We start from the raw sequence: 25548 nt of genomic DNA on the forward strand, positions 1-25548 counted from the left end.
CTATCAGATAGAATAATATTACAGAAGGTGAATAGGTGAATTATGGTTAGAAGTGACATCATACGCGGGCATCTTGACTCAATCATATTAAAACTTATTTCTGAGAAAGATCGCTATGGATATGAGATTTCTCAAGAAATTGGATTACGGACAGACAATCGGTTTCAAATAAAAGAAGCAACATTATACGCTGTATTTCAGCGCTTAGAAAAAAAAGAATTAGTGGAAGCTTATTTTGGCGATATTACACACGGTGGAAAAAGAAAATATTACAAAATTACTTCATTAGGTAAAGCATATTTAAGTGAATTAGTAAAAGAATGGCAAGAAGTAAAAGAAATTATTGATTTATTCATGGAGGAGATAGAATGAAAAAAATTAGAAATCATATTGAAGAACTATTTAAAGATGTTCCTAAAACTGAACAATCTGAAATAGTTAAACAAGAGATCATTCAGAACTTAGAAGAAAAAGTCATGTTTTTAATGGAAAATGGTAAGGAAGAAGAAGATGCTATAAACAAAGCAATTGTAGAATTTGGGGACATTGAGGAATTAAAGAGAGAACTTGGTGTTAAAAAAACAGATAGCAAGAAAGCAAACTTTGCAAAACTAAATTTATCTTATTCAATTTGGGGCAGTGGCTTACTAATCGCTTTCTTCTTATTTATTAATTTTTACTACACTCCACAGACTATATGGTTTGTGTATCCAACTTTTGGTCTATTATGGTGGCCTCTTTCAATGTATTTCTACTGGCAACGTAAAAAGTGAGGTGAAGATCAGTGAAAAATTATATCGGTTTTGCAACTGCAGGCTGTATTATGACGATGGTCTTTTTTATGCTCGTTAATTTTATTACATCTCCTAGCACGATTTGGTTTATTTACCCATGTTTTTTCATTTTATTTTGGCCAATAAGTTTATATTTCATTGGAAAAAGGTCGATGAAGCAATTCTCACTCTTTAGTAGTATCGTACTCCTAGCTTTCTTGTTAACGGAGAACTTAATTCACTCACCTGATTATCTTTGGTTTTTCTATGCAGCCTTTCCAATTATTAGTTGGCCAATTCTCATGCATTTAGGTAAGAATGCTAGAACATTACCGATTGCTCTTCTTGGCAGTATCATTACGATCGCATACTATGGTTTTTTGAATTTTATCGCTTCTCCAGATTATCCTTGGGTCATTTATCCGGCATTTGCAATTATTTGGTGGCCATTATCCATTTATCATGCGAATAGAAAATCGTTTGTAGCATTTTCGTTTACAGCTAGCATACTAATTAGTCTTTTCTTTATCATTGTAAATATCATTTCATCCCCAGATACAATTTGGGCTGTATATCCAATTTTTGCAGTTATATGGTGGCCTCTAAGTATGTATTTTTATGGTTATAAAAAGAAACAAATATAGGCAATAATTTGTGGACTTCAAACTATGGGGTCCATTTTATTTTTATAAATAAAGGCTCTGTTAAAGTAGATTGTTGATTTCTTATTCAACAAAATGGCAGTTTAGTTGAATAAGAATAACTGATAAAATAGTATTAAATTAGATTGGAGATGATAATTTGATAACGATTAAGCCAAATTCCAATAAATTTAATAAAAAGCGTACTGATCAGTTAGAAAGTGATTTATGTCTTTCATTTCCGAACGAATTTATAGAGTTTTTAGAAAAATATAACGGGGGAACTCCATCACTTAATAAAGTTATCTCCGAAGAAGCACCTGATTTTATTTTATCTTCTTTTTTCGGAACAGATTTAGAGTCTTATGAAGACATATTGATGTGCTATAAAACATTCAAAGGAAGAATTCCAGAAGGGTGCGTACCAATTGCTGGTGATATAGGTGGTAATATTATTTGCTTAAATTTAAACAAAGAAAAGTATGGTTACGTTTATTTCTGGGATCATGAAGAAGAATTAATGGTTGAAGAAGGTGAAATGCAATTAAATCACCTTTATTTAATTACAACATCTTTTAATAAATTTCTAAATATGATACAAGAAGATAATACAGATGCAGATGATTTAGATGAATATGAAGTAGAAGAAGTTTGGATAGATCCTGAATTTTTAAAGGAATTGAATAATGAAAAATAAAACTTATACAACTAACGCAGTGCGTTAGCCAACCATGAACCCTCAGATTCACCACAGTGAATGGAAGGTTATATCTTACTTCCATAGTAGACCTTCATGCCACAATAATGTAGCACCATCAAATGAATGAAAAAAGTAATTTTCAGGATAGTTGAATAAGATTAGCTGCTTAATTGCAGCATTTTTTTTATTGTGTTACTTGCAGGTTATTTGTATCAGAAGGATAGAAGAGACAAGTATAACCTATGCATAATTAAAAATGGTTAATAACACAGTTTGTCTATCAAGTGATTACTGTAACAGCCTTTCCTCTATTGAATAAGATGAAACGAGGCTATTTACTTCTCTTATAAATTTAAAATCTAGCTTATATCATTAAATAAGTTTTTAGATAAGTATGGTATTCGTAAATAAATTTTTAATAAAGGATAGTGGAGATATGAATGAAGAAATTTTCGAAATAGGTGCCAATTGTCTTCTTAGAATCGGAAACCGCTTTTTTGCAGTCGTAGAAGTTGAATCAGAGGTCCCTGGAGTAGATTTAGAAGTATTCGTTATTATTCGTATTAACATGGAAACAGCAAAAAGACTTAAAAATGCTGGACTAGATTTTTGTGAGATAAGAGACAATTTTCCTAAAAATGGTAATGGTGTAACAGCAGAATTCAAGTGTATTTTTATTACAAACCGTCAAGCTTTTGCACTATTTGATGTGGAAAATGATTTTGATAGAGCTGTTTTTGTACGAATTACGTTAGAGGAAGCAGAACGAGCTATAAGAAATGGCGCAATGCGTTGTACTGTTATTGACGCAAGACATTAGAATAAAAGTTAAGTTTCTGGTTCAACAACAAAAAACCTTCTGTTCTTAAACTTTTTATAATCCAATTTTTTTGATAAGTGTCATTTGAGAATTAAGTAATATATTCATAGTCAGTAAATAATAATCATTTTTTATTAAAATAACGGGTTGCTTCGGCGGCTCGTTTTTTATTGAACTTTTAGCTAGAGTTAGATTCTTCTCTTGCCGGTTTAAGAATTTTTTGAATAAATTCTAAAAGCTTATACAACTAATGCATGCATTAGTTTGATAAGAGTTAAAGGTTGTCTAATTTGACAGCCTCTTTTTTTATTTCAAAAATCAACATTTTAATTTAACAGAGCCTAAATAAAAAAAGCGATTCTCATAAAGAATCGCTTTTTTGTATAGACACAAATTCCCGAAAACTTGATTTTCAGTCTGAAACTTATTCTGCTTCAGAAACCAATGTAAATCGTTCATTAATATGCTGTGGATTTTCAATCTCGTCTAATAATGCAATTGCATAGTCAGCATAACTTACGTAGCTATTACCTTTTTTATTAACAATAAAATTGTCTTTTCCTTTTTGATAAGCCCCAGTACGTTTACCATTTGGATCAAAAAATGCCGCTGGGCTAATAAATGTCCACTTAATATCAGTCGTTTTTTGTAAGTCGTGAAGACCTTTTGTCATATGGGATGCAGTAGCATAGTATTCTTTTGGAAATTCAGGTGTATCAACTAATTGAATCGTTTTTTCTTCATCAACATACAAGCTTCCAGCTCCACCAACTACGATTAATCTAGTATCGTTAACACCTTTTAAAGCATTTATTAAAACATTCCCAGCTTCAATATAAAGATGCTCATGGCCTTCAGCTGCTTTAAATGCATTTACAACAACAGCAAATTGCTTTAAGTCAGTTGAATTTAAATCTAATAAGTCCTTTTCCAATACTGATACTTCTTTATTTGTTAATTTAGAAGCATTTCTTACGATTGCTGTTACCTCATGTCCTCTTTCTACTGCTTCTTTTAAAATAAGGTTTCCTGCTTTTCCTGTTGCTCCAATAATACCAATTTTCATCTTTTTTCTTCCTCCTTAAATTTTATAAAGTTGTTTTGAATTCATAGTCGTAACTAAAATAGTTACATCTAGTTTAAAAAAATATAAAAATATACAGATGTAACAACAATAGTTACATCATTTCCAAAAAAAATTGAATGATATTATCCAATTTTTTTACTTAATACTGTAACTAATTCTTCCATAGTAACTTCATCCAGTATTTTTTCCATTGCTTCTTGTGCTCGATTTAAGATCAGTTCTAGCACTACTTGAATATTTGCACCGACTGGACAATTCGGATTCGGTTTCTCATGAAATTGAAAAAGTTCTCCTTCTTCTACAACTTCAACTGCTCTATAAACATCTAAAAGAGTAATTTCATTTAAAGACTTATGAAGTGTAGCTCCACCGGTTCCTCGACGGACTTGAATTAAGCCAGCATTCTTAAGTTTTCCCATTACTCTTCTAATTACAACCGGATTTGTATTTACACTTCCTGCAATCCATTCGGAAGTACAAAGCGCACTATTCTCAATCGTGACCAAAGATAAAATATGAACAGCAACGGTAAAACGACTACTGATTTTCATAGGATTCAACCTCCGATGTAACCATTATAGTTACAACCATTATTAATTGTCAATACTATTTATTTTACACAAACTTAAAGGAAAGAAGCTACTAATACATAGCTTCCTTTACTTAATAAATGACATAATTCCTAAAACAACGATCATTAAACCAGCCATTTTATTTACTAAACCTAAGTGATTTGTAATTTTATTTCGAAACAAACTTACTACACTACTTAAAATAAGCCACCAAGAAACCGCACCTAAAAAAACACCTATAATTAGTGAAAGTGTCGATCCTATAGATGTAGAACTATGGTCAAAACCTAGTCCTGCAAACATTGCTACAAAGTTTAAAATAGTTACAGGATTTGTGATCATAAATAAAAATGTAGAGAGAAACATGCTAACCATGCCTTCACCCTCCAAATTTGAAGCAGATTTAGCAGGTCTTTTTAGAAAGGTTTTAATTCCTAAATAAAATAAAAATATTGCACCTACGATTCGAAGAACAAATTCCTGCTCAATTAAAAATGATGAAACAATAGAAAAACCAAATGCGGCAATACTAGCGTAAAATAAGTTAGCCGAAGATGCGCCTAATCCTGTCATAAAACCAGCTGCTTTTCCCCTAGATATAATTCTTTGTATGCACAATAAACCAATCGGGCCTACGGGTGCAGAAACTGATAAACCTAAAATAAAACTTTTTATTAATAACATCTAAATACCCTCTTACGCTTGCTTTACATTAATCCATATAAAGCTATACCACCAAAAATAATAATAATAATACCTGATAAACGGTTAATTAATGTTAAAGACCGATCATTTATTCGAGATCTAAATAGTCCCACACCACTGCTTAATATTACCCACCACAAACTTGAACCACAAAAAACACCTAATACTAAAATGACGGAAGAAACAATATTGCTATTTGAATTCGAGATTCCTAATCCTGCAAAAATGGCGATAAATGATAGAATCGTCATTGGGTTTGTTAGCGTTAAAAATAAAACGGATAAAAACGCATTAATTATATTTTTCTTTTGCGTATCAGATTGAGTATAACTGGCTTTTGAAATAAGTGTTTTTACACCTAAATAGCAGAGGAAGAAACCACCGATTAACTGAATCCAAAAATGCTGACCAATTAAAAAATTCATAATAACAGTTAATCCAAAGCCTGCAACTAAACCATAAATACCATCAGCAGTAGCAGCCCCAAGACCAGAAACTAAACCAAACATTCTTCCATATGCTAGAGTTCTACGGATACACAGTACTCCAATTGGACCAACAGGTGCAGCAATTGATAAGCCAATTATTAATCCTTTAAAATAAAATTCAAGATTCATGTTACCCTCCCTACTCTATAGAAAATTTATGTTTTTGTAGTGGCAGTCGAAATGTTTCTTTCGTTGTATCCATTACAATTGTTGTTTTTGTTCTTATTACTCCCTTTAACCCTTTTATTTCATGGCTAATTACTCGATCTAAGTCTTTTGTATTTCTACTTCTAATTTTTAGTAAATAATCATCTTCACCCGCAATATGGTGACATTCCTGCACTTCCTCTAATTGATTAACAAGCTCTAAAAAAGGAGCTCGATTTTCTGGGCGCTCAAGCGAGACAGCTACAAACGCAGTTAATTCACTTCCAACTTTTTCTGAATCAACTAGCACACCAAACCCTTTAATCACACCTTGTTCAACTAATCGGTTAACACGTTCAGCAGTAGCCGGAGCTGACAATCCAACCTCACTAGCTAAATCCGCCCACTTTATTCTAGAATTATCCATTAAACGATTAATAATTTTCAAATCGAAAGTATCCATCCGTTCTAACCTTCTTTTTATAAGTATTTATTTCATTTTACTTACTTTATGAAAGTATTTCAATATTTCTAAATTAAAAAATATCTAAATATTAACGTTTTATATACATATTTATTTACCTTTCCTAATAAGATGAAAAAAGAAGACAATCTTTATTGAAGGGGGCGTCATTTTGTGAAAAGAGACCCGTTTGAATATCGAAAAAGACTAAGGGAAAGAGAAAGAGAAAGAGAGTCTAATGAAGAAGTAGAAAAAGTATCAAACGAAGAGGCAGAAGAAAACCAGAAAGAAGAAAAACCTCAAACACATGTACATGAATTTGTAGCTAGTACTAAATTAGCAGAAGAAGATGACGATCGACATAATCATCGATTTGCTGGAGTAACAAGTGAAGTCATTCCCAAAGGAAGACACAGTCATATACACCGAATTGTAGTAAATACAGATTTTCTAGATCACCATCACGAAGTTATTATTGAAACTGGCCCCCCAATACCTGTAGGAAATGGTAAGCATGTTCACTTTGTCAAAGGGATGACAACGATCAATGATGGTCATGAACACGATCTTGAATTCGCAACATTAATTGATAGACCATTAGTATAGAGCGAATTTAATTTTCTTTTTATGTATATTTTATTAGATATAATATACATAAATTTCATTTCTCAATAAATTAGGGTCCTTAAATATAGGGTCCTTTTATCAACAAATTTTAACGATATATCAACTAAAACCTCTACTTTATAAGCAAAAAATACCACCATATCAACCAAGATCACAATTTTAGTGTTCGCATTTTTAATATTGAACACGTTATATAATCAACACGTTGAGAGGACCTTGCATAGAAGGTCCTCTCAACGTGTCCTTTTTATTTACAGCTAGAATGAAATCCTAAGTATCCCGCAATCCTTCAGTATTCATTAACACAATTCTCCATCCATCCGGGTCTTCAAATGTAATACTTTTTCCGAGCCAATAAGGATTCTCAGGTTCAACTTCAATATAACCCATATGATTTAATCGATTTTTGACAAGATCTATTTCCGCTTGATGAGGTATAAAAAATACTAAAAGATTATCCTTTGTTGGGGCAGGACATGGGCTTCCATCAATATGTTGAGTAAATTCTAAATGGTATTCAACATTAGGTAATCCAAACATGATTCCATCGTAACCATCGTGATTTTGAAAACCACCCACACGTTTTAAGCCTAGCCCTTCTCCATAGAACTTACTTATTTCAGCTAATTGGTTTGTAGGTCTTGCAATTCTAAACTGAACCCAGTTTTTCATTGTCATCACCTTATCCTTAATAGTTTGTTGTTGCCCATTCTTCATTTAGCTTTTTTGATATTTGAGCATAGAGCTTCAATTCTTGAAATAAGCTATCTACTGAATAAGATGAATTTTCTTCTAACGCAGTACCTTCTGATATAAAGTCTGATGGATCAATCACAACTTGTTTCGATAAAATATTTGCATATAATGCTCTTAAAACAATTCTCATATTGTTAAGTGCATTGATGCCACCCTTTCCTCCACCGGCTACAGCCAATATTGCAACAGGCTTATCTTTAAAATGCTTACTACCTAAAAAGTCAAAAGCGTTTTTTAATGCTCCGCTCATTCCACCATGATATTCCGGTGTTGCAATGATCATAGCATCAGCATTTTCTAGCTGTGATCTTAGTTTTTGGATATTAGCATTTTCATTTTGCTCCTCTTGACCATTATAAATTGGTAATACTAGTTCACTTAAATCAATTGTTTTTACATTGTATTTTTTCGAGATGATTTTAGTTAATTTACCTGTACGACCTTCTTTTCTTGGACTACCATTAATCATTATAATATTCAAATTTTCCACTCCTTTAATTCGTACCTTTAGTATAGTCAATTAATAAAGTCCGAACTTCAGTCGTTTGATAGAACTTTTCTACACGTTTAGGAGTATATAAAAATGAAAAAAATCTACAACTAAAGTTGTAGATTTCAAACTGATAAATGTTCGGTTTCTTTATTACGACGATCTTGATTCATTTTTTGATAAACTTTAATGTTTTGATAAACTAATTCAAGTAATTTAGCAGTTATATCCTTTTTCTTTGCAAGTTCTAGTAAATACCCTTGCAAATGATCCCCCTCTACTAATGACCATTTTTCCATATCCCTCTGCAAAGAGGACTTCATATCATATCCAAGAGCATCGATAGATTTCATATGCTCATCTACAATATTTTCAGAAATCGGTGCATCATGGGATCTCATAATATTAGCGCACTCTACAAATAATTCACGGATAGTAGCTCTTCCACCATCACTTTCTCTAATTGGACCAATTGGCGCACGCATAAGAGACGTAACACCAGACATTACAGTAATAAATAAATATTTATGCCACATATCTCGTTCAATCTGCTTACTAAGGACAAAGTCAGCTTTTGATCCGCTAAATGCATGAGCAATTTTTTTAATACGGTCAGTTTCTTTGCTTAAGAATTCACCAAATACAAGTCTAGCAGCTTTACTTGTTTGAGCAACTTCCCCAGCTTCATTCAAAGTAGTTTCGATAAAACATAAACCGCCTATAACCTTTTCGTCACCAAATGCCTGCTTTAAAGGATTTAGATGAGCAATACCATTCAAAAGAGGTAAAATAACAGTTTGATCACCTACGAACGGTTTTACATCCAAAATAGCGTCGCTTAAATGATATGACTTAGTCGAGAAAAGCACAATGTCAAAAATCTCGGCAGGACTCTTTGCAGTAATTAGATTCGGTTGAAATGAAAAATCACCATTCACACTACGAATAACTAAACCATTTTCCTCTAGCTGTTTTTTCCGATTAGCTCGTACTAAAAATGTAACATCTTCTCCTTTTTCTACTAAGCGTCCTCCAAAATAGCCGCCAATTCCTCCAGCTCCTAATACAAGAATTCGCATAACACTCTTCCTTTCTATTAATATCTAATTCATAATCCCATTTCGTACTGCATATAGTGCCAATTGAGTTCGATCTTGAAGCTGAGTCTTGGCTAATATATTCGAAACATGGGTTTTTACAGTTTTTTCTGTAATAAATAATGATGCTGCAATTTCTTTATTACTCTTTCCCCTCGTAATTTCCTTCAATACATCCATTTCTCGCTTAGTTAATTTGTCTTGAAATGACTCATCGTTCTTCGTTTCGATCTTCCCAGTTAATGCAGAAACTAATTGCGTCGTAACCTTCGAATGAAATTGTTTTTCCCCATCGTGTATCTTTCGGATCGCAGAAACGAGCTCATCTGGGTCACTATCCTTTAAATAATATCCCGCTGCACCTGCTTCAATTGCAGGTAAAATATGATCTTGATCATAAAAACTAGTTAAAATCATTACTTTAACTGTTAAGCCCTCTATTTTTATTCTTTTGGTTGCTTCAATTCCATCTAGAACTGGCATCGCTAAATCCATGATGACAATATCAGGTTTTAACTCTTTAACTAATCTTAATGCCTCTTCTCCGTTCGATGCTTCCCCAATAACTTCGATATCATCTTGCGTATTTAAGAAGAAAATAAGTCCTCTCCTAACTACATGATGATCATCAGCAATTAATATTTTAATAGACATAAAACGCTCCTTTTTAAAAAGGGATATTCGTCGTAATTTTTGTTCCTTTATTCAAATCACTTTCAACTAAAAACGACCCTTTTATCGATTCGACTCTTTCCTTCATACTTTTCAAACCTAATGTTGGAATTTGTACATCCTTTGGGCATATAAAACCGACACCTTGATCTCGAATCGTCATTTTTACTTTCTTTGTACTGATTGATAATTGTAAATATACCGTATTTTGTCCCGAATGTTTTCTACAATTATTAAATGCTTCCTGACCTACACGCCATAACGTTTCTTCTATTTTAGAAGGTAATATCGTTGTTCCTTTTACATTACTTATTACTTTTAAGCCTAGCATTTCACCATAATTAATTAATGCACTAACTATTCCTTTTTCAATACCCTGTGGTCTAAGCTGCCATATTAAGGCTTTCATTTCTGCTTGTGCTTCTTGGGCAATTTGTTGAATATGATTAAATGTATCTTTTGATTTCAGATTGTCGGATACATTTGCACCTGCTTTGGCAGTTACATTAATCGAAAACAATAATTGACTAACTGAGTCGTGTAAGTCCTTTGCAAGACGATTTCTTTCTTGAATCACCTCAAACTCTTTTACCTGTTCTGTTAATTGAATTCGTTTAATTGCTGTTCCAATTTGCAACGCAACTGCACCTAGTAAATTCAATTCTTCCTGATCAAATTTTAATTTATTAGAAGCAGCAACATTTAATAAACCAAAAGATTCTTCACCTGCTTGCAGTGGTACAGTAGCATGATGAGTGATACCATTTGTTTCTCCCCAATTATGAATAATTGAGTCTTCTAATCTTTTACATTCCATAATGTTTGATGCCTTATTAAGTCTTCCGGTATTATATTTATCTACACACCAACAATCTCCATTGCACATTGGCTTAGCCTCTTCGTTCATAAGAGCTGGAGGTAATTCATGTGAAGCGACTAATTCGAAGCCCCCATTTATATCAATTAAAAAAATCCATCCTGTATCTAGACCCGTAACTTGAATTAATTTGGCTAAGGCACAATTGAGGGTACTGTGTAAATTAGTACCCTCGTTTAATATTTCAGCAATTTCTTTTAATACTTGTAGCTCTAAAAGAAATGATTCTTTTTTCATACTTATACTAATTCCTTCATTCGACGATCAAGTTGTTCAAGCACCATCGGCCATGCTTGCTCGTGTTGGTCTCTTGATAATTCATCTGGGAATCCTGCATGTGACAATCTAATAACTGCAGCTCCACTTTCATTTGTTGAAAACTCCACAGTGACTACAGTCTCCGTTTTGGATCCAGAGGTGAACCAAGTAATCTCAACAAGTTGATTGTGCTCAAGCTTTAAAAAGCGACCATAATGTGGATGACGTTTATCCTCAAAATGCGTCTCAAAGAAAAATACAGAATTAACCTCTGCCTTCATAATCACTGAACCAGGCGCAGCAAACCAATCACCAAATCTTTTTGTCCAAGCTTCATACAACACATCTATAGAATTTTCCATTACTCGTTCCACAGTGAGACTATGTGGTCTACTTGATAAATCTGGATAACTAATAATATTCATATTAATCCCTCCAAAAGTTTTATAGTTATTCATTTTCATTAATGATAGCTAGCATTTGGTGATCTTCCCATTTCCCATTTATACGTACATTTTTCTTGGCAATTCCCTCTTTATGGAAACCCGCCTTTTCTAATACTCTTATTGAACCAATGTTATGCGGCATTACACCCGCTTCAATGCGATGTAATTTTAATTCATTAAAGGCATATTCTACAACTAACTTTGCAGCTTCAGTTGTATAGCCTTTACCATTTTGTTGTTCATCTAAAGAATAACCAACAAAACAACTTTGTAAATCTCCTCTTAAAACCTCTGCTAGCATCGTAAAACCTATAAAAGCGTCTGTTTCCTTTAAAAATATACCAAATCCATAATAAAGATCATTGTCACTTTTCTCTTTATATGACTTAATACGATCCTGCTGAGCTTCCAAAGTATAGAAACTCTCGTCTTTTATATATGTAAAAGGTTTAAAAAACTCTCTATTTCGAACTTCGTATGATAAAAAATCCTCTGCATCTGCAACTTCTAAATGTCTTAAATATATATTATTACCAACTAATTTCATCTGTTTCCTACACTCCCTAATTTTCCTGCTTTTCCTGACCCTTTAAACGCCTGTTGCCCAAATTATTCTTGGATCAATCTTACGGACTAGTCGATATGCTATCGGTTTAAACCCATTTTTTGGCCAGAATCTCGAGGATTCTAAATTCGTAATTCTCCAATCTGTTTCGCAAAGTTTATAGCCATCTTTGTCAGCAATAGTAAGTCCATGCTGTAATAAGGCCGTACTAACACCGATTCCCCGAGAAGATTCGACGGTTGCTCCTACTACTAAACTAATGCAAGATTCAGGTGTTAATAAATTCTCATCAGATGCTGCTGCTAATTCAAATACTTGGAAACCTACAATCTCATTTTGATAGATCGCTAACCATAACGTTGCCACTTCATCATTAATAATTTCTACATAACCTTCCTTGTAATCATCTCTTTCTTCAATAAACCCTGGTGCAAATACCGGTGACTTCGCTTGATGTTCCATGATTACAGTTGCTAATTCACGTATTCTTTTTTCATCTTCACTAGTCGCCAATCGAATCTGTATATCTTCAAATACTTTATCAGACGAAACTGACAAATCACGTATCCCATGAACCTGCTCATAAGCAAATCCTAAATGAAGCCAAGCATCTAAAGTAGATTTATTTCCACTTGGTACCATTACGTAATGATTAAACGAACCAAGTTCTACCATTTTCTTGGCAAACTCTGCATATAATTCACGATATAACTCTTCATTTTCACTTTCTGCTATAGCCATCCCTGCATACTTAATCCATGTATGACGTTCTCGATTTTTATCTGTTTGAATTGACCCAATCATATAGCCAACTAACTCGGAATCATTCACCGCTGCAATACCAAAACTGTCCTTTTCATTAAAAAGCGCCTCAATAGCTTTCTTAGCATACGAAGCCTCTTCAAATTTAGATGGTAATTCAGGATTTATACTTCGGTCATACATATGACGGATAGCCAAAAGACTAGCCGCATCATCTAAGTGTATATTTTCGAACGCGATAAATTTCATAACAAACCTCCTTGCAACTTTTACAAGTTAAACTACTTAATAATTCTGATAATTTCAATTATCTCTTCATTCACTCATTACTAGTTCCATAAAAAGAGCATTACTTCCTGCTTGTAGCCGGATAATGCTCTCTTTCATCTTGTAAAATTTAACAACAATCCCATGTGTATAGAACATTAGTAAAATCCTTTTTTAACAGATCCTCTTTTTTAATAAAGAAGTTCGCTACACCAACGTCACCAAACATACATTCAATTGTATCATCACTATCAATTTGTAATAACAAGATAGAGTGATTTTCAGTTTTTTTAACATAATCTCTTGGATCTGACTGAGTAAAGTATGGATACCCTCCAATTCGATGACCATCTCCACTAAAATATTCAAAATAAAGCTCACCAAGCTCTTCATAATCGTCATTGTCAATTTCTGCGTCAAACGGTACGTCTAAGTTGATTTTTTCAAAGTCCATTGCTTCATGGGATATTGGTTGGGCTGTTAATTCAAATTGCATTGCGCTTCTTTCCCAATTGGAAATTCATCTTCTACAGTTATAAAAGAGAAGTCTTCAATTAAGTTTGTTTCATTTACATTTTCATGATAGATAACCCTAAAGCTTTTTTGACTAGTTGGATGTTCAAAATCTTGCCCATAAAGAACATCATTCGCAATATAAAATTGAAGTAATCCCGATGTTGGAAAATTTTCTAATTTTGGTAACTCAGAAAAATTAATCTGAGCAAGTAATTTCATAGGCTCCTCATTTTCATCCTTTGGATACTCCATACTAACTGGATAATATGGGTGTCCTGCAAACTTACTTTCTATTAAAGAAGTCTTTCTTACGATTGGCTCAATTTCAACTGAATCTCTAACAGTAGACTCAATTGTTTCCTTATAAATTTGTAACTCTTTCGGTAACTTTAATTTTTTAAACACGAAGCACCTTCTTTTGTATTTGATAATTAAATCTTATCAATTTTAACAATTTAATTCTCGATAAATCTCTAAATTAAAAGTAAAAAACCACTGTTTATATACAGTGGTTAATCAATTATTTGCTTAATGAAATTCTAAAAACTCGACCCTATTCCCAAAAGGATCATTAACAAAAAAACGAGTACGACCTTCTATTGGTGGTTCCCCTTTGATTTCAAAATTGAGTTGAAGAAGTTGATCTCTTAATGCCTCTATGTTTGTAACAATTAAACCAGGATGAGCTTTTTTAGGTGCAATAAAATCTTCTTGAATACTAATATGAATTTCTTGATTACCACAAATAAACCAGCATCCACCTCTGCCTTTTAAATTTTCCGGCTTTGGCAATTCCTTCATACCTAAAATTTCATTATAAAATTTTCTAGCCTCGTCCTCTCCACCCTTTGGACAAACTAATTGAATATGATCAATTCCTTTTATTTCAAATCCCATTGTTAACACCTCTCTCATTATGAAAAATTTATATCTATAGATTACCAGAACTAATTAATAAGAAAAGCATTACTTCTATAGAAGTAATGCTTTTCCCAATATTCTTACATATTATACTAGCTTTAAGCCATTTGTAATAAGATTCTTTAAAGTATCCTCTTTTCTTAATGCTTCCAATTCAGCTTTTAGCGGCTCAACAATTTGCTCTAATTTAGCATTAACTGTTGCAATTTCAAGTAATTCTAAACGTAATAACCAATCACTTTGGTGTTCACGATTAAGCTCATTATGCACAGCAATTAGTTTAGAAATACAGTCATCACAGAATGAATTCTTTTCTCTAATTACTCTAACTTCTTTATATAATTTTTCTAATTCAGTTAATGGAGCCGGTGTTTCCATTACGAACTCTACTTCTTTAATTGAATCACTAAAGTAAGATGTTGGGTCAGCTGCACCAGGGTATGCTGATTCAACTCGAGAACCAACTGCCATATCAAAAGTTCCCCACTCTTTTTTGAATAATTCTTTTCCTTCGTAAGTAACAGTGCAGTCTTCAAATGAGATTAGTGCAACTTTGTCTTCATTCTTAATAATATTCACAATTCTACCGGAAGCGCTTACATTGCTTAAGAATTCTAAATCAACAAAGTTCCCTACGACAATACCTAAATTTTCAAGTGCAGCATCGTCACATTCTTCTAATTCAATATTTCCTTTTAGAAGTCCAATTGGTGTACCAAACCCTTTAGCATGGTAGTCTTTTCCGTGACCTTCTAATTGCTTATTATTTATTGAAAGTGCTGTTTCGCCAGTAGTATTAACGTAAATTGCTTCACCGTTATCATCTTTTAAGATTGCATGAACAATACCAGTTACACTTAATCCAGAATTTAATTCAAATGTTGCAACGCTTTTTGATTTAAGAGCTTTATCTAAGCTTTCTGTACCACCTACACGGAATGCCATAGTGCTTGCTAATTCTTCAGCACCTTGCATTAACTCATCGAAATCTTTGCATATGAATAATTGTGCTTGCATTTCAGTTATATTTTTCGGTTGTAATGTAGAAGCTTCAATAGAGAAAGGTAGTCTTTCAACTGCATCTGTAAAGCAATGTGTGCTTTCGCCTACTGATGATAATAAACCAGCGCCATAAATTTTGGGATTATCTAATTCACCAATTAGACCATATTCAACTGTTCTCCAGAATACGCGTGAAATTTTTTCAGCTTCTGAAATTCCAACAATTGCTTTTTGTCTTTCTTCAACTAATTTTTGTGCAGCAGCTTTTTCTTCTGAAGTCGATTTTGGATCTTCCATTACAATCGTTAAATTTCTAACTGCTTCAAATAATTCTTGTTTTTCTTTTGTAGCAAATGCCTTTGCACCAATTGAACCAATTTTTTGTACGTATTCTCTAAATACAGGGTGAAATAATATTGGCGCGTGTCCTGCAGCCTCATGAATAATATCTGGAGCAGGTGTATATTCTATATTCGTAATTTGTCTAATTTCAGTTGCGATTGGTAAAATACCATTTGCTAACAGTTCAAAAAATGCAGCGCCTGGAATTAATCCATTAACGATTCCTGCGCCCCAACCGATTTTTGAAAGGCACTCGTTCATTTCAGCTACATTTGGAATTTTTTCCGTTTCAATTCCTGACATCTTTAGTCCATCGACAAATGCAGAATGTGCTTTATCTTTTAATGCATGATGATTTTGTCTCATTACATAGCGCCATACAGCATGATCAATTGGCGTGTAAAGATCATAATTTTGCTCCGATAAGTACTGTTTCAAATGAGGTGGTATTATTTTTGTTTCAAAAGCTGCTTCTTTCATGTCATCAATTCCCCTTTTTAAAAATTATTTCACTTAAAAATCTATTACTCTACTTTCTTAAAAATACCCGTTCTATCTATATCTTGCTAAAAGCTTTTTTTGAGCATTTTTAAGCAAGTTTCCATCATTTAACCATTTCTACTTTTTCCAAATTACTCCTTCTTTCTACAAAATCTTTTTTTATTCGGTATTTATAGTCGTAATCAACCAAACACATCACTCCTTTCAAACACGAAATGTGGAAGGCGTTTGCTAAAGCCCCGACAAGCATAAGACAAAGGCCGATAAAGGTTGGTTTTTACCTTTATTGGACTTTGGCTTATGACCTCGAGGGGCTAACACCTGGAACTAGACAACTCAAAAAAAAAGACAAGCTTATGTTTCACCTTAGTTCTTCTCACATTTGTAGCTTATTCCGTCACATCTATACATGCACACAGGATTTTTTTCCATAAAAAAATCCCTACTGTTTGCACAGTAGGGACGAACTTTAAATTCGCGGTACCACCCTAGTTATTAGCTGTTTTACTAAAACTTACTAATATCTTCATTTCATAACGGCTCTTCACCGTCTTCCCCTCACAATTCGTTTCGAAGAAGATGCTCGTGGATTGTAATTCATGTCGTTTTATGTACTGATTTGCACCGACCATCAGCTCTCTGTTACAGGGAAAACTTCACTACTTTAATTCCATTCATTGCTTATTATTTAATTAAATTATTTTCTTAAAATAAAAAAGTCCCTACTGTTTACACAGTAGGGACGAAATAGTCTATTCGCGGTACCACCCTAAATTATTAGTATTAAAAACAATACTAATATCTTCATTTCATAACGGCTCTTCACCGTCTTCCCCTCACAATTCGTTTCGAGGAAGATGCTCTAGGATCGTAATTCATGTGTTTTATGTACTGGTTTGCAGCAACCACCAGCTCTCTGTTACAGGGAAAACTCCACTACTAAAATTCCTATCATTGCTTTTCGCGATTCAATTAATACATACTTTATTCCTATTTTTCATAAATGTCAACACTTATTAATATTATTTTTTTGAAGTTTTTATTATTTTAATATAACGAAAACCCTTACCTATAGAAATATATAATTAGATATATATACTTTAGACTCACAAACTAAATGTTAATTACGTATCCCGATTTTATAGTAGTAACACACTTTTTCTCTCTAGCCTAAACAAGGATTTGGCAATCAATTAAACTAAAAAGACTATTATCTAGGTTATTTACTAGTAACATAATCTTATTCATGCCAATGTTATTTTCACTCTTTAATATTTACTTAATTTCCCTTTAAAAATACACACTTATTTTAATTAGCTTTATGTTTTTGAAAGAAAAGCAAACAATTATATCAATATAATTAAACCTCGACACATTACTAACTTCTCTAATAATTGTCTAGATATGTTTCCTGGTATCGGTGTTTGAGCAAACATACTGTATTTTAAATTTACATGCTCAAAATGGGTCGATTAGTTTACATAGTTTTTTCAGATTTGAAAATTAATAAATTTCTTTTGAACATTGAATCTTTTGGAAATATTTAGTATCGTATGCTAAACGTGTTGATATCAATCAGGTACACCAAGTTAGGGACTAGCAGTTTGGTGTTGGAATCTGTAATACAGGAACGCTGTATTAGAGTGAATGTTGCCTGTGATGAAAAAGGTAATATATCAAAATCATCTATTCTTGAATAGGGGAGTACATAGAATGTTAGGAATGATTGTAGTTTTACCAATTGCAATTTTAATGATTGCTGGAATTATTTATGGTGTAATCAAATTAATTAAAAGAACTAGCTCTTAATTAAATTATGCAGGAAAAAAATTATAGTTTTGAAAGAAGAGTAATCGTATTCGAATTACTCTTTTTTATTAAATTGGGGACTAGACATTTTCCTAGATCAATTACTTTTAATATACTTAGATGAGCTCTCCTTAAGTCTTTTCCCTTCATTTAAAACTTCTCAAAATTAATGATTTTAATACTCTTTAAATTGAATCATATTGACAATCTTTTTATATAAAATATAATTAATTTACAATATGTTAACTAACAAATAAAATAAGTTAACATAAAGAGAGGGAGATTTTGTAATGCAACAAGAAAGATTAAAAATGCTTATTAATTCAGCTTTATTTGCAGCAATTATCGGTATTCTATCTCAAGTATCTATTCCTTTGCCCTTTTCTCCTGTTCCAATCACAGGACAAACATTAGCAATCGGCTTAGCAGCTACGATTTTAGGTAAAAAATACGGAACAATCTCGTTACTTCTTTATTTAGCTCTTGGTGCAATCGGAATCCCGGTTTTCGCAGGTGGTGCTGCGGGGTTTGGCGTACTAGTCGGTTCAACAGGTGGTTATTTAATTGGATTTATTCCAACTATTTTCATTATCGCTTACTATATTGAAAAAACTAAGTTCACAGTCTTAAATGCAATGATTGCAAACACTATCGGAATGTTTGTTACGTTAGTTTTTGGTACTGTGTGGTTAAAAATTGCAGCTTCTCTAAGCTGGCACGATGCAATGGCTTTCGGTTTTTATCCTTTCATTATTCTTGGATTAGTTAAAGCCTATGTAGCATCTGCATTAGGTGTTATTATTGGAAAACGTTTAGCAAAAGCTAATTTATTAAAACGCGATGAAATTTCAGCGTAATACAAAAAGAGCTCATTCTTATGATGTGAGCTCTTTTTATATTCTTAAAAAAAAGTTGTCAATTCATTCTAGAAGTATTAACCCTTTGTTTATTCTTCAAGTCAAAAACCAATCTAATTATTTTCAAAACTAAATAACCTAATCCACCGCCAAGTGTATTTAATATTAAATCATCAACATCAAAGCTACCTAGCTGAAATAATAATAACTGAAGTAATTCATAAGTTAAACTTAAAATGAAAGTCGCTTTTAAAATTGATTTCAAATTATCATACTTCTTAACTATTAACGGCAACAAGAAGCCAAATGGCATAAACCCGATAATATTGCCAGCCAAATTACTAATTCTAATATCAAAATTAATATCAGCCAATAACAAATAAAAAATAATCGTTTTGAATGGAATAAAGTTATTTGATCTCCTCCAATCATCTCTAGCGAAATTAATTTCGAAATGGCTAATAAATTGTTGTACAGGTAAATATTTAAATAGAATTCTTTCAGTAAGGATCATTAAATAGAAACAGAATAATAGTAATAATATTATTTTTATAAACTTATTCATCTTTTAAAATCTCCATCATTTTATATATTAAATAACACCATATATTTCCATATTATAAAGCTAACTTTCCGTATTAAATATGTCTAAAAATCAAACCCTTTTCTTGTCCTAAACTAGTAAACTCTTCCAAGATACTATAAAAAATAACCACTCAATTGAGTGGCTATTTCACTGAACATCAACAGCTTTAACGACTGATCGATCTCCTTTTTGCTGGATTGTAACAATATACTTTGATCCGCCTCGATTGTATTTGTCCATTTGGCTTTCTGGAATGTAAAAACGACTTAGATTATGGTTGATGGCAATTTCTTCGTCTTCTTCTAAAAATACGTATTGAATAGTTGCTTTAATGTATTTTGAATGTTTTGGACGATGATCCGTTACATAATCTAATTGATAAATATCGTTTTGTCCCTTTTGAAAGACAATATAAACTTTTTCCCCTTCTTTCGGCTTACCTTTACCATTCCAATCCTTCATTGTTATTGTATCAAAATCATACGATAGGGCTGCATAATGTCCTAATAAAGGTTCCACTGGATCCAAACTTTCTGATCTTATTTTAAACGTATCGGCTGATTGCTTAAAGTACATAATGTTTCCAAGTAAAGCTAGTAATAAGATAAATTGAATGATTGAAAGCAAAAGTAACTTCTTTTTATTTTGCATGTTCATCACCTCTTGCTTTTCTCGATTGGGTATAGACAAAATATAGAACTACTGCAAGGATAATAAACACAATTGATTTACTGATAAATGAAATTGAAAATCCTGTATAAATTCCAATAACGAGTGAGGCAAATGTTATAAAACCAATAATAATACTTCCTTTTTCCTGGCCAGATACACCTTTAAATAAACGTATACACGAATAAGCAAATAGTATTAATACTCCAACGATCATATTGGCTAATTGATCTTGTACCCCTAATATTGGCAATAAAAATATAAATAAGAAGATCCAAAGATAATTATTAAACGATACATTGTCCTTCCATTTCTTGTACATAGTATAGATTGCTAGTATTAGGATTAATAGAATGATCGCATCAAACAGTGGCACTGCAATCGGCTTTAAAAATCCATGTGAAAATTCCTTTTGTATCTCGTGGATTACATCATATGATCCTCCAAATAATGAAGTAAAAAATGTAAATAACCATATAAATATAGTAAATACAGGTAAAATAACATAAGTAATAATCCCACGTTCATTTAAATACCAAAGAATAAACACGACTAGAATGATCGGCGTCATATATTGGCGATCTGAAAATGTCTGGAAAAACATAATGACAATATAGCCTAGAAATGTGTAATTAAAGCTAGCATTCCATCGATTCTTCATTATTTTCAAGAAATAAACTGAGCAAAGTAACAATGGAATTTGAAGAAGATAAACATGTGCCGTTCCTATTCCAGCACTATAACTCAAACTAAAAAATCCAATTCCTAAGAAAAGATAATAGAACATATTATGCTTTAACACATAATAGTAAAGGAATGCGAGCATTGTCCAAGTGATCAAAAATACTGGGCTGTCACTAGTAAATTGATACATTTGTACAATTAATACAAATGCACATGCGTACCCAATTACATTAATAAAGTTTAAACAATTCCCAAACAATTCTTTACCCTTTTGATAGCTTATAAATGCAACTGCATGGAAAACTAATAGTGTTACAAAAATAATGATTAATCTCATGGTTTGACTAAAATCGTTCCAGTTACTGCCCACAAGCGCTAAAATTGAGAATGCTACAAGTAATGCAATTAAAAATGGTATAATATCTCCTAAAAATGATTGCTTTTCAGCTTTAGCCCGATGCCTTTCATACTCGACTATTCGATTTAATGATTCTTCATCTAGTAAGTTATGCTTGTGCCATTCTTTTAGCTTCTGATCTAATTTACTCAAGTAACCCCCCCTTTAGTAGCAGTTTATAAAACTACTTCCATTACTATTATAATTTCTTAATAAAGCATAAATTACCTCTAAATCTAAAATTTTAGGAGAATATATATAATCAAACGTTTGTTTAATTATTAAGATATCCCACGTATTGGTTCATATTGTCCACTCTCCCCTAATATAATAGTCTTTTCATACATTCGAACAATTTAATTGCATCTAGGTTTACATATAGATCCTAATAGTAGATACCGCTTTTATATAAGGAGGTTTTTTATTGTTTAAAATCATGATTGTAGAAGATGATGAAAAAATTCGTAAAATCGTCTCGGAAACATTGCGGAAATGGCAATATTTCCATAAACTAATGAATATTAACCCCACATACGAAACGAATAAAAAAACAGCCCTAATTCTAGGGCTGTTTTCATTATCCTTTAAACAGGATAAACACCATGCTTTTTCGTAGCAGGAGTTTCATATGATTCTGAGTAATAAGCAAAACGTTTAATTAGCTCCGTACGTAGCTCTTCTGGTTGAATGACAACATCTACTACTAGCTCAGATGCTAAGCGGTAAATATCGATATCTTCGGCATACTCTTTACGTTTTTCTTGGATAAAGGCAGCTTGTTCTTCTTTTGGTAAGCTTGCAATTTTCTTTGCATACACTGCGTTTACTGCTGCTTCAGGTCCCATTACAGCGATTTGAGCAGATGGGAATGCAATGACGCAGTCTGTTTCAAATGCAGGGCCTGCCATTGCGTAAAGTCCAGCACCATATGCTTTACGAACGATAACTGAGATTTTTGGAACAGATGCATTACTCATGCTATAAAGCATTTTTGCACCATGGCGGATAATTCCTGCACGCTCTACTTTTGTACCAATCATGAAACCAGGTACATCCATTAAGAATAATAAAGGAATATGGTAAGCATCACATAAATTAATAAATTTAGCTGCTTTATCCGCTGAATCATGGAATAATACGCCACCTTTAACTCTCGGTTGATTAGCGATAATTCCTACGCTACGTCCATCTAATCTAGCAAAACCAGTCACTAGTTCAGGTGCAAATAGCTTTTTAATTTCAAAGAATGAATCTTCATCAACTACTCGGTCGATAAATTCATAAATAGAAAATGGTACGTTTTGATTGCTTGGTATAATTTCTGCTAAAGACTTCTCCTTTTGAACAGGATTTTTAGCTTCAACAACAGGAGCCCCTTGCTTGAAATTAGTTGGTAAGTAAGATAAATAATCTTTTAACTTAGCAATTGCTTCTTCTTCTGACTCACATAATACATCTCCGCAGCCTGAAACTGAACAGTGCATTCTAGCTCCACCCATTTCTTCGAGTGTAACTTTTTCACCAATTACCATTTCAGCCATACGAGGTGATCCTAAGTACATTGAAGAATTACCTTCAACCATAAATACAGAATCACAGAATGCAGGAATATAAGCTCCACCTGCAGCAGAAGGTCCAAATAATAAGCAGATTTGAGGTACTTGACCTGATAGCTTAATTTGGTTGTGGAATATACGTCCAGCACCACGTCTACCTGGGAACATAAATACTTGATCCGTAATACGTGCTCCTGCAGAGTCCACTAAATAAATTAAAGGTACAAGCATTTTTAAACATGTTTCTTGAATGCGGATGATTTTTTCTACTGTTTTTTCGCCCCATGAACCTGCTTTTACAGTTGAATCATTCGCCATTACACATACAGTACGGCCATTAATTTTACCGATTCCTGTTACGATGCCATCTGCTGGAAATTCGTCATTCATACAGTTTGCAAAGAAACCATCTTCCACAAAACTGTCTTTATCTAAAAGTTGATTAATTCTTTCTCTTGCAAAGAGCTTACCAATTTTGGCATTGCTCTCATGATATTTTTCTTTCCCACCAGAAAGTATTTGTTCTTTTCGAGCTTGATATGTTGCTTCGTTTGACATGCAATTACTCTCCTTTATATTGCGGCTTACGCTTTTCTTGAAATGCTACTAAACCTTCCATACGATCGTTTGTATGCAGTAAAGTTTCATATTCATAAGTTTCTAATCTTAGCCCTAAATCTAAAGGAAGATCGAAACCGCGTTGAATCGCCTTTTTTGCTGCACGGATTGCAAGAGGACCTTTACTTGCGATCGTTTCGCATATTTCAAGCGCCTTATTTTGTAATTCATCTATTTCAACAACATGTTCTAGAATGCCATAGCCTTCAGCCTCATGTGCATTTAAACGTTTGCCAGTAAAGATTAGTTCCTTCGCTCTTCCAAGTCCAATTAAACGTGGAAGTCTTTGTGTACCACCAGCACCTGGAATAATCGCTAAAGATGTTTCTGGTAAACCAACGATTGCTTCTTTATGAGCAATTCTTAAATCACATGCCAAAGCAAGTTCAAGTCCTCCACCTAGAGCAACTCCATTGATTGCTGCGATTGTTGGCATAGGTAATCTTTCAACTTTTTCAAAAAGTGTCCCGATTTTTTCAACAGTTTCTCGAGCCTCACTCTCAGTCATGCCTCTTCTTTCTTTTAAATCAGCACCACTACAGAAATAAGATGATCCACTACCAGTAAATATGACAGCACGTACAGATGATTTCTTTAACTCATCCATTTGGCTATGAAGAGCATCTAGTAACTCACGTGATAATGAATTAGCTGCATTTGTACGATTTAATGTAAGAATTCTAATATGACCGATATCACTTACTAATAAACTTGATTCCATTTAAATACTCTCCTTTGAACCATTCCATACGGAAAATAGCTTACTAACTGGTGTTAAGTTCATTTGTTCAGAGATATATGAAGTAGCTTGATGAAGTTTCTTTTCATCCACATTAGTTGTCATACCTAAATTATGAAGTAATGAAACAACGTCTTCAGTAGCTACATTTCCACTAGCTCCTGGTGCATATGGACAACCACCTAGTCCACCATTTGATGAATCAAATTTTTCAATTCCAAATAGTAAAGAAGTATATAGATTTGCAACAGCACGACCATATGTATCATGGAAATGCATAGCAATTCGATTAACTGGTACTTCTTTAACTAGATTTTCTAAAAATTGATTTACCTGAAGCGGATTCGCAATTCCAATTGTATCGCCTAAGGAAATCTCATCTACACCACATTCAAGTAATTGGTTTGCAAGTTGGATCACCTTCATTTGGTCTACAGCACCCTCATACGGGCAACCAAATACAGTTGAAATATATGCTCTAGTAGTCTTTTTATTATTTTTACATTCTGTAATCATTGAGCGAATATCGCTCATTGAATGCTCGATACTCGCGTTTTTATTTTTTAAATTATGTGTTTCGCTAGCAGAAACAAAGAAATTAATTTCATCTGCATCTACTTCAAATGCACTCATTAGTCCTCTTTTATTAGGAACAAGAGCTGCATAAGTAACCCCATCTTTTTTCTTAAGCCTCGTAAATAGATCTACCGAGTCACTTAATTGAGGAATCCAGTCTGGCCTTACAAACGAAGAAACTTCAATATAAGACAAACCACTCTCTACTAATAAATTGATCCACTCAAGCTTCTTTTCAGTGGAAACAAACTGTTTTTCATTTTGCAAACCATCACGTGGACCTACTTCTCTTATAAAAGCCGATTGAGGTAGCTTCATCACTAATAACTCCTAACCTAGTTTTTCAACTTGAATTAAAGAGTCGCCCTCGTTTACAAAATCGCCTTCGTTAACGAACACATTTACGACTTTACATTTATAAGGAGCAGCATGAGGAATTTCCATTTTCATAGACTCTAAGATTACATAATCTTGATCACTACTAATTTCGTCCCCTACAGATACAAGACATTTCCATACGCTTCCAGCCATCATTGCAGTTAAGTTTTCCATATCTAATTAC

Annotated in this window: 32 protein-coding genes and 2 other annotated features; of the genes, 8 read left to right on the plus strand and 24 right to left on the minus strand. The window is 33.0% G+C overall.

Annotated features, from left to right (window positions below; genetic code table 11):
* The first annotated feature begins 42 nt into the window (after positions 1 to 42).
* The 5 genes from COJ46_RS07120 to COJ46_RS07140 all read left to right on the plus strand — a co-directional run bounded on the left by COJ46_RS07120 (position 43) and on the right by COJ46_RS07140 (position 2934).
* The gene (locus COJ46_RS07120) at positions 43 to 372 is read left to right on the plus strand and encodes a PadR family transcriptional regulator (protein ID WP_097973583.1); all 330 of its coding nucleotides are present in this window, start codon (positions 43 to 45) and stop codon (positions 370 to 372) included.
* Positions 369 to 773, plus strand: a complete 405-nt coding sequence (locus tag COJ46_RS07125; protein WP_097973585.1) for a permease prefix domain 1-containing protein — start codon at positions 369 to 371, stop codon at positions 771 to 773. The genes COJ46_RS07120 and COJ46_RS07125 overlap by 4 nt, the downstream gene beginning before the upstream one ends.
* Before the next feature lie 11 nt (positions 774 to 784).
* A complete protein-coding gene (locus COJ46_RS07130) occupies positions 785 to 1417 on the plus strand; it encodes a hypothetical protein (protein WP_097973587.1) in 633 nt (210 codons plus the stop codon).
* A gap of 157 nt (positions 1418 to 1574) precedes the next feature.
* Positions 1575 to 2111 carry an SMI1/KNR4 family protein gene (locus COJ46_RS07135; RefSeq protein ID WP_097975174.1) on the plus strand — a complete coding sequence of 179 codons (537 nt, stop codon included), beginning with the start codon at positions 1575 to 1577 and terminating at the stop codon, positions 2109 to 2111.
* Positions 2112 to 2550: 439 nt separating this feature from the next.
* On the plus strand, positions 2551 to 2934 hold the full coding sequence (locus COJ46_RS07140) for a hypothetical protein (RefSeq protein ID WP_097975173.1): 384 nt from the start codon (positions 2551 to 2553) through the stop codon (positions 2932 to 2934).
* 424 nt (positions 2935 to 3358) lie between these two features.
* Here COJ46_RS07140 and COJ46_RS07145 read toward each other — a convergent pair whose 3' ends face one another.
* From COJ46_RS07145 to COJ46_RS07165, 5 genes are all read right to left on the minus strand, one after another.
* Entirely contained in the window at positions 3359 to 4000 is a 642-nt protein-coding gene (locus COJ46_RS07145) for an NAD(P)-dependent oxidoreductase (protein ID WP_097975171.1), read from the minus strand.
* A gap of 143 nt (positions 4001 to 4143) precedes the next feature.
* The gene (locus COJ46_RS07150) at positions 4144 to 4572 is read right to left on the minus strand and encodes an Rrf2 family transcriptional regulator (RefSeq protein WP_097975169.1); all 429 of its coding nucleotides are present in this window, start codon (positions 4570 to 4572) and stop codon (positions 4144 to 4146) included.
* 108 nt (positions 4573 to 4680) lie between these two features.
* A complete protein-coding gene (locus COJ46_RS07155) occupies positions 4681 to 5277 on the minus strand; it encodes a LysE family translocator (RefSeq protein ID WP_097975167.1) in 597 nt (198 codons plus the stop codon).
* 23 nt (positions 5278 to 5300) lie between these two features.
* Positions 5301 to 5915, minus strand: a complete 615-nt coding sequence (locus COJ46_RS07160) for a LysE family translocator (RefSeq protein ID WP_097975165.1) — start codon at positions 5913 to 5915, stop codon at positions 5301 to 5303.
* 10 nt (positions 5916 to 5925) lie between these two features.
* The gene (locus tag COJ46_RS07165) at positions 5926 to 6396 is read right to left on the minus strand and encodes an Lrp/AsnC family transcriptional regulator (protein ID WP_097975163.1); all 471 of its coding nucleotides are present in this window, start codon (positions 6394 to 6396) and stop codon (positions 5926 to 5928) included.
* Positions 6397 to 6570: 174 nt separating this feature from the next.
* Here COJ46_RS07165 and COJ46_RS07170 point away from each other — a divergent pair, with 174 nt between their 5' ends.
* The gene (locus COJ46_RS07170; RefSeq protein ID WP_097975161.1) at positions 6571 to 7002 is read left to right on the plus strand and encodes a YmaF family protein; all 432 of its coding nucleotides are present in this window, start codon (positions 6571 to 6573) and stop codon (positions 7000 to 7002) included.
* 291 nt (positions 7003 to 7293) lie between these two features.
* On the opposite strand, the gene COJ46_RS07175 is transcribed toward COJ46_RS07170, so the two are convergent.
* From COJ46_RS07175 to COJ46_RS07225, 12 genes are all read right to left on the minus strand, one after another.
* Positions 7294 to 7695 carry a VOC family protein gene (locus COJ46_RS07175; protein ID WP_097975160.1) on the minus strand — a complete coding sequence of 134 codons (402 nt, stop codon included), beginning with the start codon at positions 7693 to 7695 and terminating at the stop codon, positions 7294 to 7296.
* 16 nt (positions 7696 to 7711) lie between these two features.
* Entirely contained in the window at positions 7712 to 8260 is a 549-nt protein-coding gene (locus COJ46_RS07180) for an NADPH-dependent FMN reductase (protein ID WP_097975158.1), read from the minus strand.
* Positions 8261 to 8394: 134 nt separating this feature from the next.
* Positions 8395 to 9348, minus strand: coding sequence for a ketopantoate reductase family protein (locus COJ46_RS07185; RefSeq protein ID WP_097975156.1), 954 nt, complete (start codon positions 9346 to 9348; stop codon positions 8395 to 8397).
* 24 nt (positions 9349 to 9372) lie between these two features.
* Positions 9373 to 10020, minus strand: a complete 648-nt coding sequence (locus tag COJ46_RS07190) for a response regulator (protein ID WP_098565807.1) — start codon at positions 10018 to 10020, stop codon at positions 9373 to 9375.
* A gap of 13 nt (positions 10021 to 10033) precedes the next feature.
* Complete coding sequence (locus COJ46_RS07195; protein ID WP_097975153.1) at positions 10034 to 11152, minus strand: GAF domain-containing sensor histidine kinase; 1119 nt, start codon at positions 11150 to 11152, stop codon at positions 10034 to 10036.
* A 2-nt stretch (positions 11153 to 11154) separates the two neighbouring features.
* Positions 11155 to 11598, minus strand: a complete 444-nt coding sequence (locus COJ46_RS07200; protein ID WP_176522497.1) for an SRPBCC family protein — start codon at positions 11596 to 11598, stop codon at positions 11155 to 11157.
* 25 nt (positions 11599 to 11623) lie between these two features.
* Positions 11624 to 12166: a GNAT family N-acetyltransferase gene (locus COJ46_RS07205; protein WP_097975151.1), complete on the minus strand. Its 543-nt coding sequence runs from the start codon at positions 12164 to 12166 to the stop codon at positions 11624 to 11626.
* A gap of 42 nt (positions 12167 to 12208) precedes the next feature.
* On the minus strand, positions 12209 to 13195 hold the full coding sequence (locus tag COJ46_RS07210) for a GNAT family N-acetyltransferase (protein WP_097975149.1): 987 nt from the start codon (positions 13193 to 13195) through the stop codon (positions 12209 to 12211).
* A 148-nt stretch (positions 13196 to 13343) separates the two neighbouring features.
* Entirely contained in the window at positions 13344 to 13709 is a 366-nt protein-coding gene (locus COJ46_RS24940; RefSeq protein WP_286145494.1) for a YwqG family protein, read from the minus strand.
* A complete protein-coding gene (locus COJ46_RS24945) occupies positions 13694 to 14134 on the minus strand; it encodes a YwqG family protein (protein WP_286145495.1) in 441 nt (146 codons plus the stop codon). The genes COJ46_RS24940 and COJ46_RS24945 overlap by 16 nt, the downstream gene beginning before the upstream one ends.
* Before the next feature lie 123 nt (positions 14135 to 14257).
* Positions 14258 to 14626, minus strand: coding sequence for a VOC family protein (locus tag COJ46_RS07220; protein ID WP_098565808.1), 369 nt, complete (start codon positions 14624 to 14626; stop codon positions 14258 to 14260).
* Positions 14627 to 14737: 111 nt separating this feature from the next.
* Positions 14738 to 16474 (minus strand): aromatic amino acid hydroxylase, encoded by a 1737-nt coding sequence (locus COJ46_RS07225; RefSeq protein WP_098565809.1) that lies wholly within the window; start codon positions 16472 to 16474, stop codon positions 14738 to 14740.
* 476 nt (positions 16475 to 16950) lie between these two features.
* Positions 16951 to 17182, minus strand: a binding site (T-box leader).
* A gap of 48 nt (positions 17183 to 17230) precedes the next feature.
* Positions 17231 to 17459, minus strand: a binding site (T-box leader).
* Between the two features lie 1135 nt (positions 17460 to 18594).
* Here COJ46_RS07225 and COJ46_RS07230 point away from each other — a divergent pair.
* Positions 18595 to 19161 carry a biotin transporter BioY gene (locus tag COJ46_RS07230; RefSeq protein ID WP_097975141.1) on the plus strand — a complete coding sequence of 189 codons (567 nt, stop codon included), beginning with the start codon at positions 18595 to 18597 and terminating at the stop codon, positions 19159 to 19161.
* Positions 19162 to 19219: 58 nt separating this feature from the next.
* Here the strand turns inward: COJ46_RS07230 and COJ46_RS07235 are convergent, their stop codons facing one another.
* The 3 genes from COJ46_RS07235 to COJ46_RS07245 all read right to left on the minus strand — a co-directional run bounded on the left by COJ46_RS07235 (position 19220) and on the right by COJ46_RS07245 (position 21650).
* Positions 19220 to 19726, minus strand: a complete 507-nt coding sequence (locus COJ46_RS07235; protein WP_098565810.1) for a VanZ family protein — start codon at positions 19724 to 19726, stop codon at positions 19220 to 19222.
* A 168-nt stretch (positions 19727 to 19894) separates the two neighbouring features.
* Positions 19895 to 20398 carry a GDYXXLXY domain-containing protein gene (locus COJ46_RS07240; RefSeq protein WP_176522496.1) on the minus strand — a complete coding sequence of 168 codons (504 nt, stop codon included), beginning with the start codon at positions 20396 to 20398 and terminating at the stop codon, positions 19895 to 19897.
* The gene (locus COJ46_RS07245) at positions 20388 to 21650 is read right to left on the minus strand and encodes a DUF2157 domain-containing protein (RefSeq protein WP_097975135.1); all 1263 of its coding nucleotides are present in this window, start codon (positions 21648 to 21650) and stop codon (positions 20388 to 20390) included. The genes COJ46_RS07240 and COJ46_RS07245 overlap by 11 nt, the downstream gene beginning before the upstream one ends.
* Before the next feature lie 271 nt (positions 21651 to 21921).
* On the opposite strand from COJ46_RS07245, the gene COJ46_RS24425 reads away from it, so the two are divergent.
* The gene (locus tag COJ46_RS24425; RefSeq protein ID WP_097975133.1) at positions 21922 to 22113 is read left to right on the plus strand and encodes a response regulator; all 192 of its coding nucleotides are present in this window, start codon (positions 21922 to 21924) and stop codon (positions 22111 to 22113) included.
* Here COJ46_RS24425 and COJ46_RS07255 read toward each other — a convergent pair.
* Genes COJ46_RS07255 through COJ46_RS07270 form a run of 4 tightly spaced genes read right to left on the minus strand, consistent with a single transcriptional unit; the run spans position 22082 to position 25538 of the window.
* A complete protein-coding gene (locus COJ46_RS07255; RefSeq protein ID WP_097975131.1) occupies positions 22082 to 23611 on the minus strand; it encodes an acyl-CoA carboxylase subunit beta in 1530 nt (509 codons plus the stop codon). The two genes, COJ46_RS24425 and COJ46_RS07255, sit on opposite strands and share 32 nt — an antisense overlap.
* A 4-nt stretch (positions 23612 to 23615) precedes the next feature.
* Positions 23616 to 24392, minus strand: a complete 777-nt coding sequence (locus COJ46_RS07260) for an enoyl-CoA hydratase-related protein (RefSeq protein WP_097975130.1) — start codon at positions 24390 to 24392, stop codon at positions 23616 to 23618.
* A complete protein-coding gene (locus tag COJ46_RS07265; RefSeq protein WP_097975128.1) occupies positions 24393 to 25304 on the minus strand; it encodes a hydroxymethylglutaryl-CoA lyase in 912 nt (303 codons plus the stop codon). It lies immediately after the preceding gene.
* Between the two features lie 12 nt (positions 25305 to 25316).
* Positions 25317 to 25538 (minus strand): acetyl-CoA carboxylase biotin carboxyl carrier protein subunit, encoded by a 222-nt coding sequence (locus COJ46_RS07270; protein WP_025568303.1) that lies wholly within the window; start codon positions 25536 to 25538, stop codon positions 25317 to 25319.
* Positions 25539 to 25548: the final 10 nt, after the last annotated feature.

This window comes from Bacillus sp. AFS077874, assembly GCF_002566505.1.
Lineage (GTDB): Bacteria > Bacillota > Bacilli > Bacillales > Bacillaceae_G > Gottfriedia.

Excerpts from the sequence above, each read along its gene's own strand:
- COJ46_RS07120 (WP_097973583.1), top strand. The coding sequence starts at position 43 with ATGGTTAGAAGTGACATCATACGCGGGCATCTTGACTCAATCATATTA.
- COJ46_RS07125 (WP_097973585.1), top strand. The coding sequence starts at position 369 with ATGAAAAAAATTAGAAATCATATTGAAGAACTATTTAAAGATGTTCCT.
- COJ46_RS07140 (WP_097975173.1), top strand. The coding sequence starts at position 2,551 with ATGAATGAAGAAATTTTCGAAATAGGTGCCAATTGTCTTCTTAGAATC.
- COJ46_RS07145 (WP_097975171.1), bottom strand. The coding sequence starts at position 4,000 with ATGAAAATTGGTATTATTGGAGCAACAGGAAAAGCAGGAAACCTTATT.
- COJ46_RS07150 (WP_097975169.1), bottom strand. The coding sequence starts at position 4,572 with ATGAAAATCAGTAGTCGTTTTACCGTTGCTGTTCATATTTTATCTTTG.
- COJ46_RS07155 (WP_097975167.1), bottom strand. The coding sequence starts at position 5,277 with ATGTTATTAATAAAAAGTTTTATTTTAGGTTTATCAGTTTCTGCACCC.
- COJ46_RS07160 (WP_097975165.1), bottom strand. The coding sequence starts at position 5,915 with ATGAATCTTGAATTTTATTTTAAAGGATTAATAATTGGCTTATCAATT.
- COJ46_RS07165 (WP_097975163.1), bottom strand. The coding sequence starts at position 6,396 with ATGGATACTTTCGATTTGAAAATTATTAATCGTTTAATGGATAATTCT.
- COJ46_RS07175 (WP_097975160.1), bottom strand. The coding sequence starts at position 7,695 with ATGAAAAACTGGGTTCAGTTTAGAATTGCAAGACCTACAAACCAATTA.
- COJ46_RS07185 (WP_097975156.1), bottom strand. The coding sequence starts at position 9,348 with ATGCGAATTCTTGTATTAGGAGCTGGAGGAATTGGCGGCTATTTTGGA.
- COJ46_RS07190 (WP_098565807.1), bottom strand. The coding sequence starts at position 10,020 with ATGTCTATTAAAATATTAATTGCTGATGATCATCATGTAGTTAGGAGA.
- COJ46_RS07195 (WP_097975153.1), bottom strand. The coding sequence starts at position 11,152 with ATGAAAAAAGAATCATTTCTTTTAGAGCTACAAGTATTAAAAGAAATT.
- COJ46_RS07200 (WP_176522497.1), bottom strand. The coding sequence starts at position 11,598 with ATGAATATTATTAGTTATCCAGATTTATCAAGTAGACCACATAGTCTC.
- COJ46_RS07205 (WP_097975151.1), bottom strand. The coding sequence starts at position 12,166 with ATGAAATTAGTTGGTAATAATATATATTTAAGACATTTAGAAGTTGCA.
- COJ46_RS07210 (WP_097975149.1), bottom strand. The coding sequence starts at position 13,195 with ATGAAATTTATCGCGTTCGAAAATATACACTTAGATGATGCGGCTAGT.
- COJ46_RS24940 (WP_286145494.1), bottom strand. The coding sequence starts at position 13,709 with ATGCAATTTGAATTAACAGCCCAACCAATATCCCATGAAGCAATGGAC.
- COJ46_RS07220 (WP_098565808.1), bottom strand. The coding sequence starts at position 14,626 with ATGGGATTTGAAATAAAAGGAATTGATCATATTCAATTAGTTTGTCCA.
- COJ46_RS07225 (WP_098565809.1), bottom strand. The coding sequence starts at position 16,474 with ATGAAAGAAGCAGCTTTTGAAACAAAAATAATACCACCTCATTTGAAA.
- COJ46_RS07230 (WP_097975141.1), top strand. The coding sequence starts at position 18,595 with ATGCAACAAGAAAGATTAAAAATGCTTATTAATTCAGCTTTATTTGCA.
- COJ46_RS07235 (WP_098565810.1), bottom strand. The coding sequence starts at position 19,726 with ATGAATAAGTTTATAAAAATAATATTATTACTATTATTCTGTTTCTAT.
- COJ46_RS07240 (WP_176522496.1), bottom strand. The coding sequence starts at position 20,398 with ATGCAAAATAAAAAGAAGTTACTTTTGCTTTCAATCATTCAATTTATC.
- COJ46_RS07255 (WP_097975131.1), bottom strand. The coding sequence starts at position 23,611 with ATGTCAAACGAAGCAACATATCAAGCTCGAAAAGAACAAATACTTTCT.
- COJ46_RS07260 (WP_097975130.1), bottom strand. The coding sequence starts at position 24,392 with ATGGAATCAAGTTTATTAGTAAGTGATATCGGTCATATTAGAATTCTT.
- COJ46_RS07265 (WP_097975128.1), bottom strand. The coding sequence starts at position 25,304 with ATGAAGCTACCTCAATCGGCTTTTATAAGAGAAGTAGGTCCACGTGAT.
- COJ46_RS07270 (WP_025568303.1), bottom strand. The coding sequence starts at position 25,538 with ATGGAAAACTTAACTGCAATGATGGCTGGAAGCGTATGGAAATGTCTT.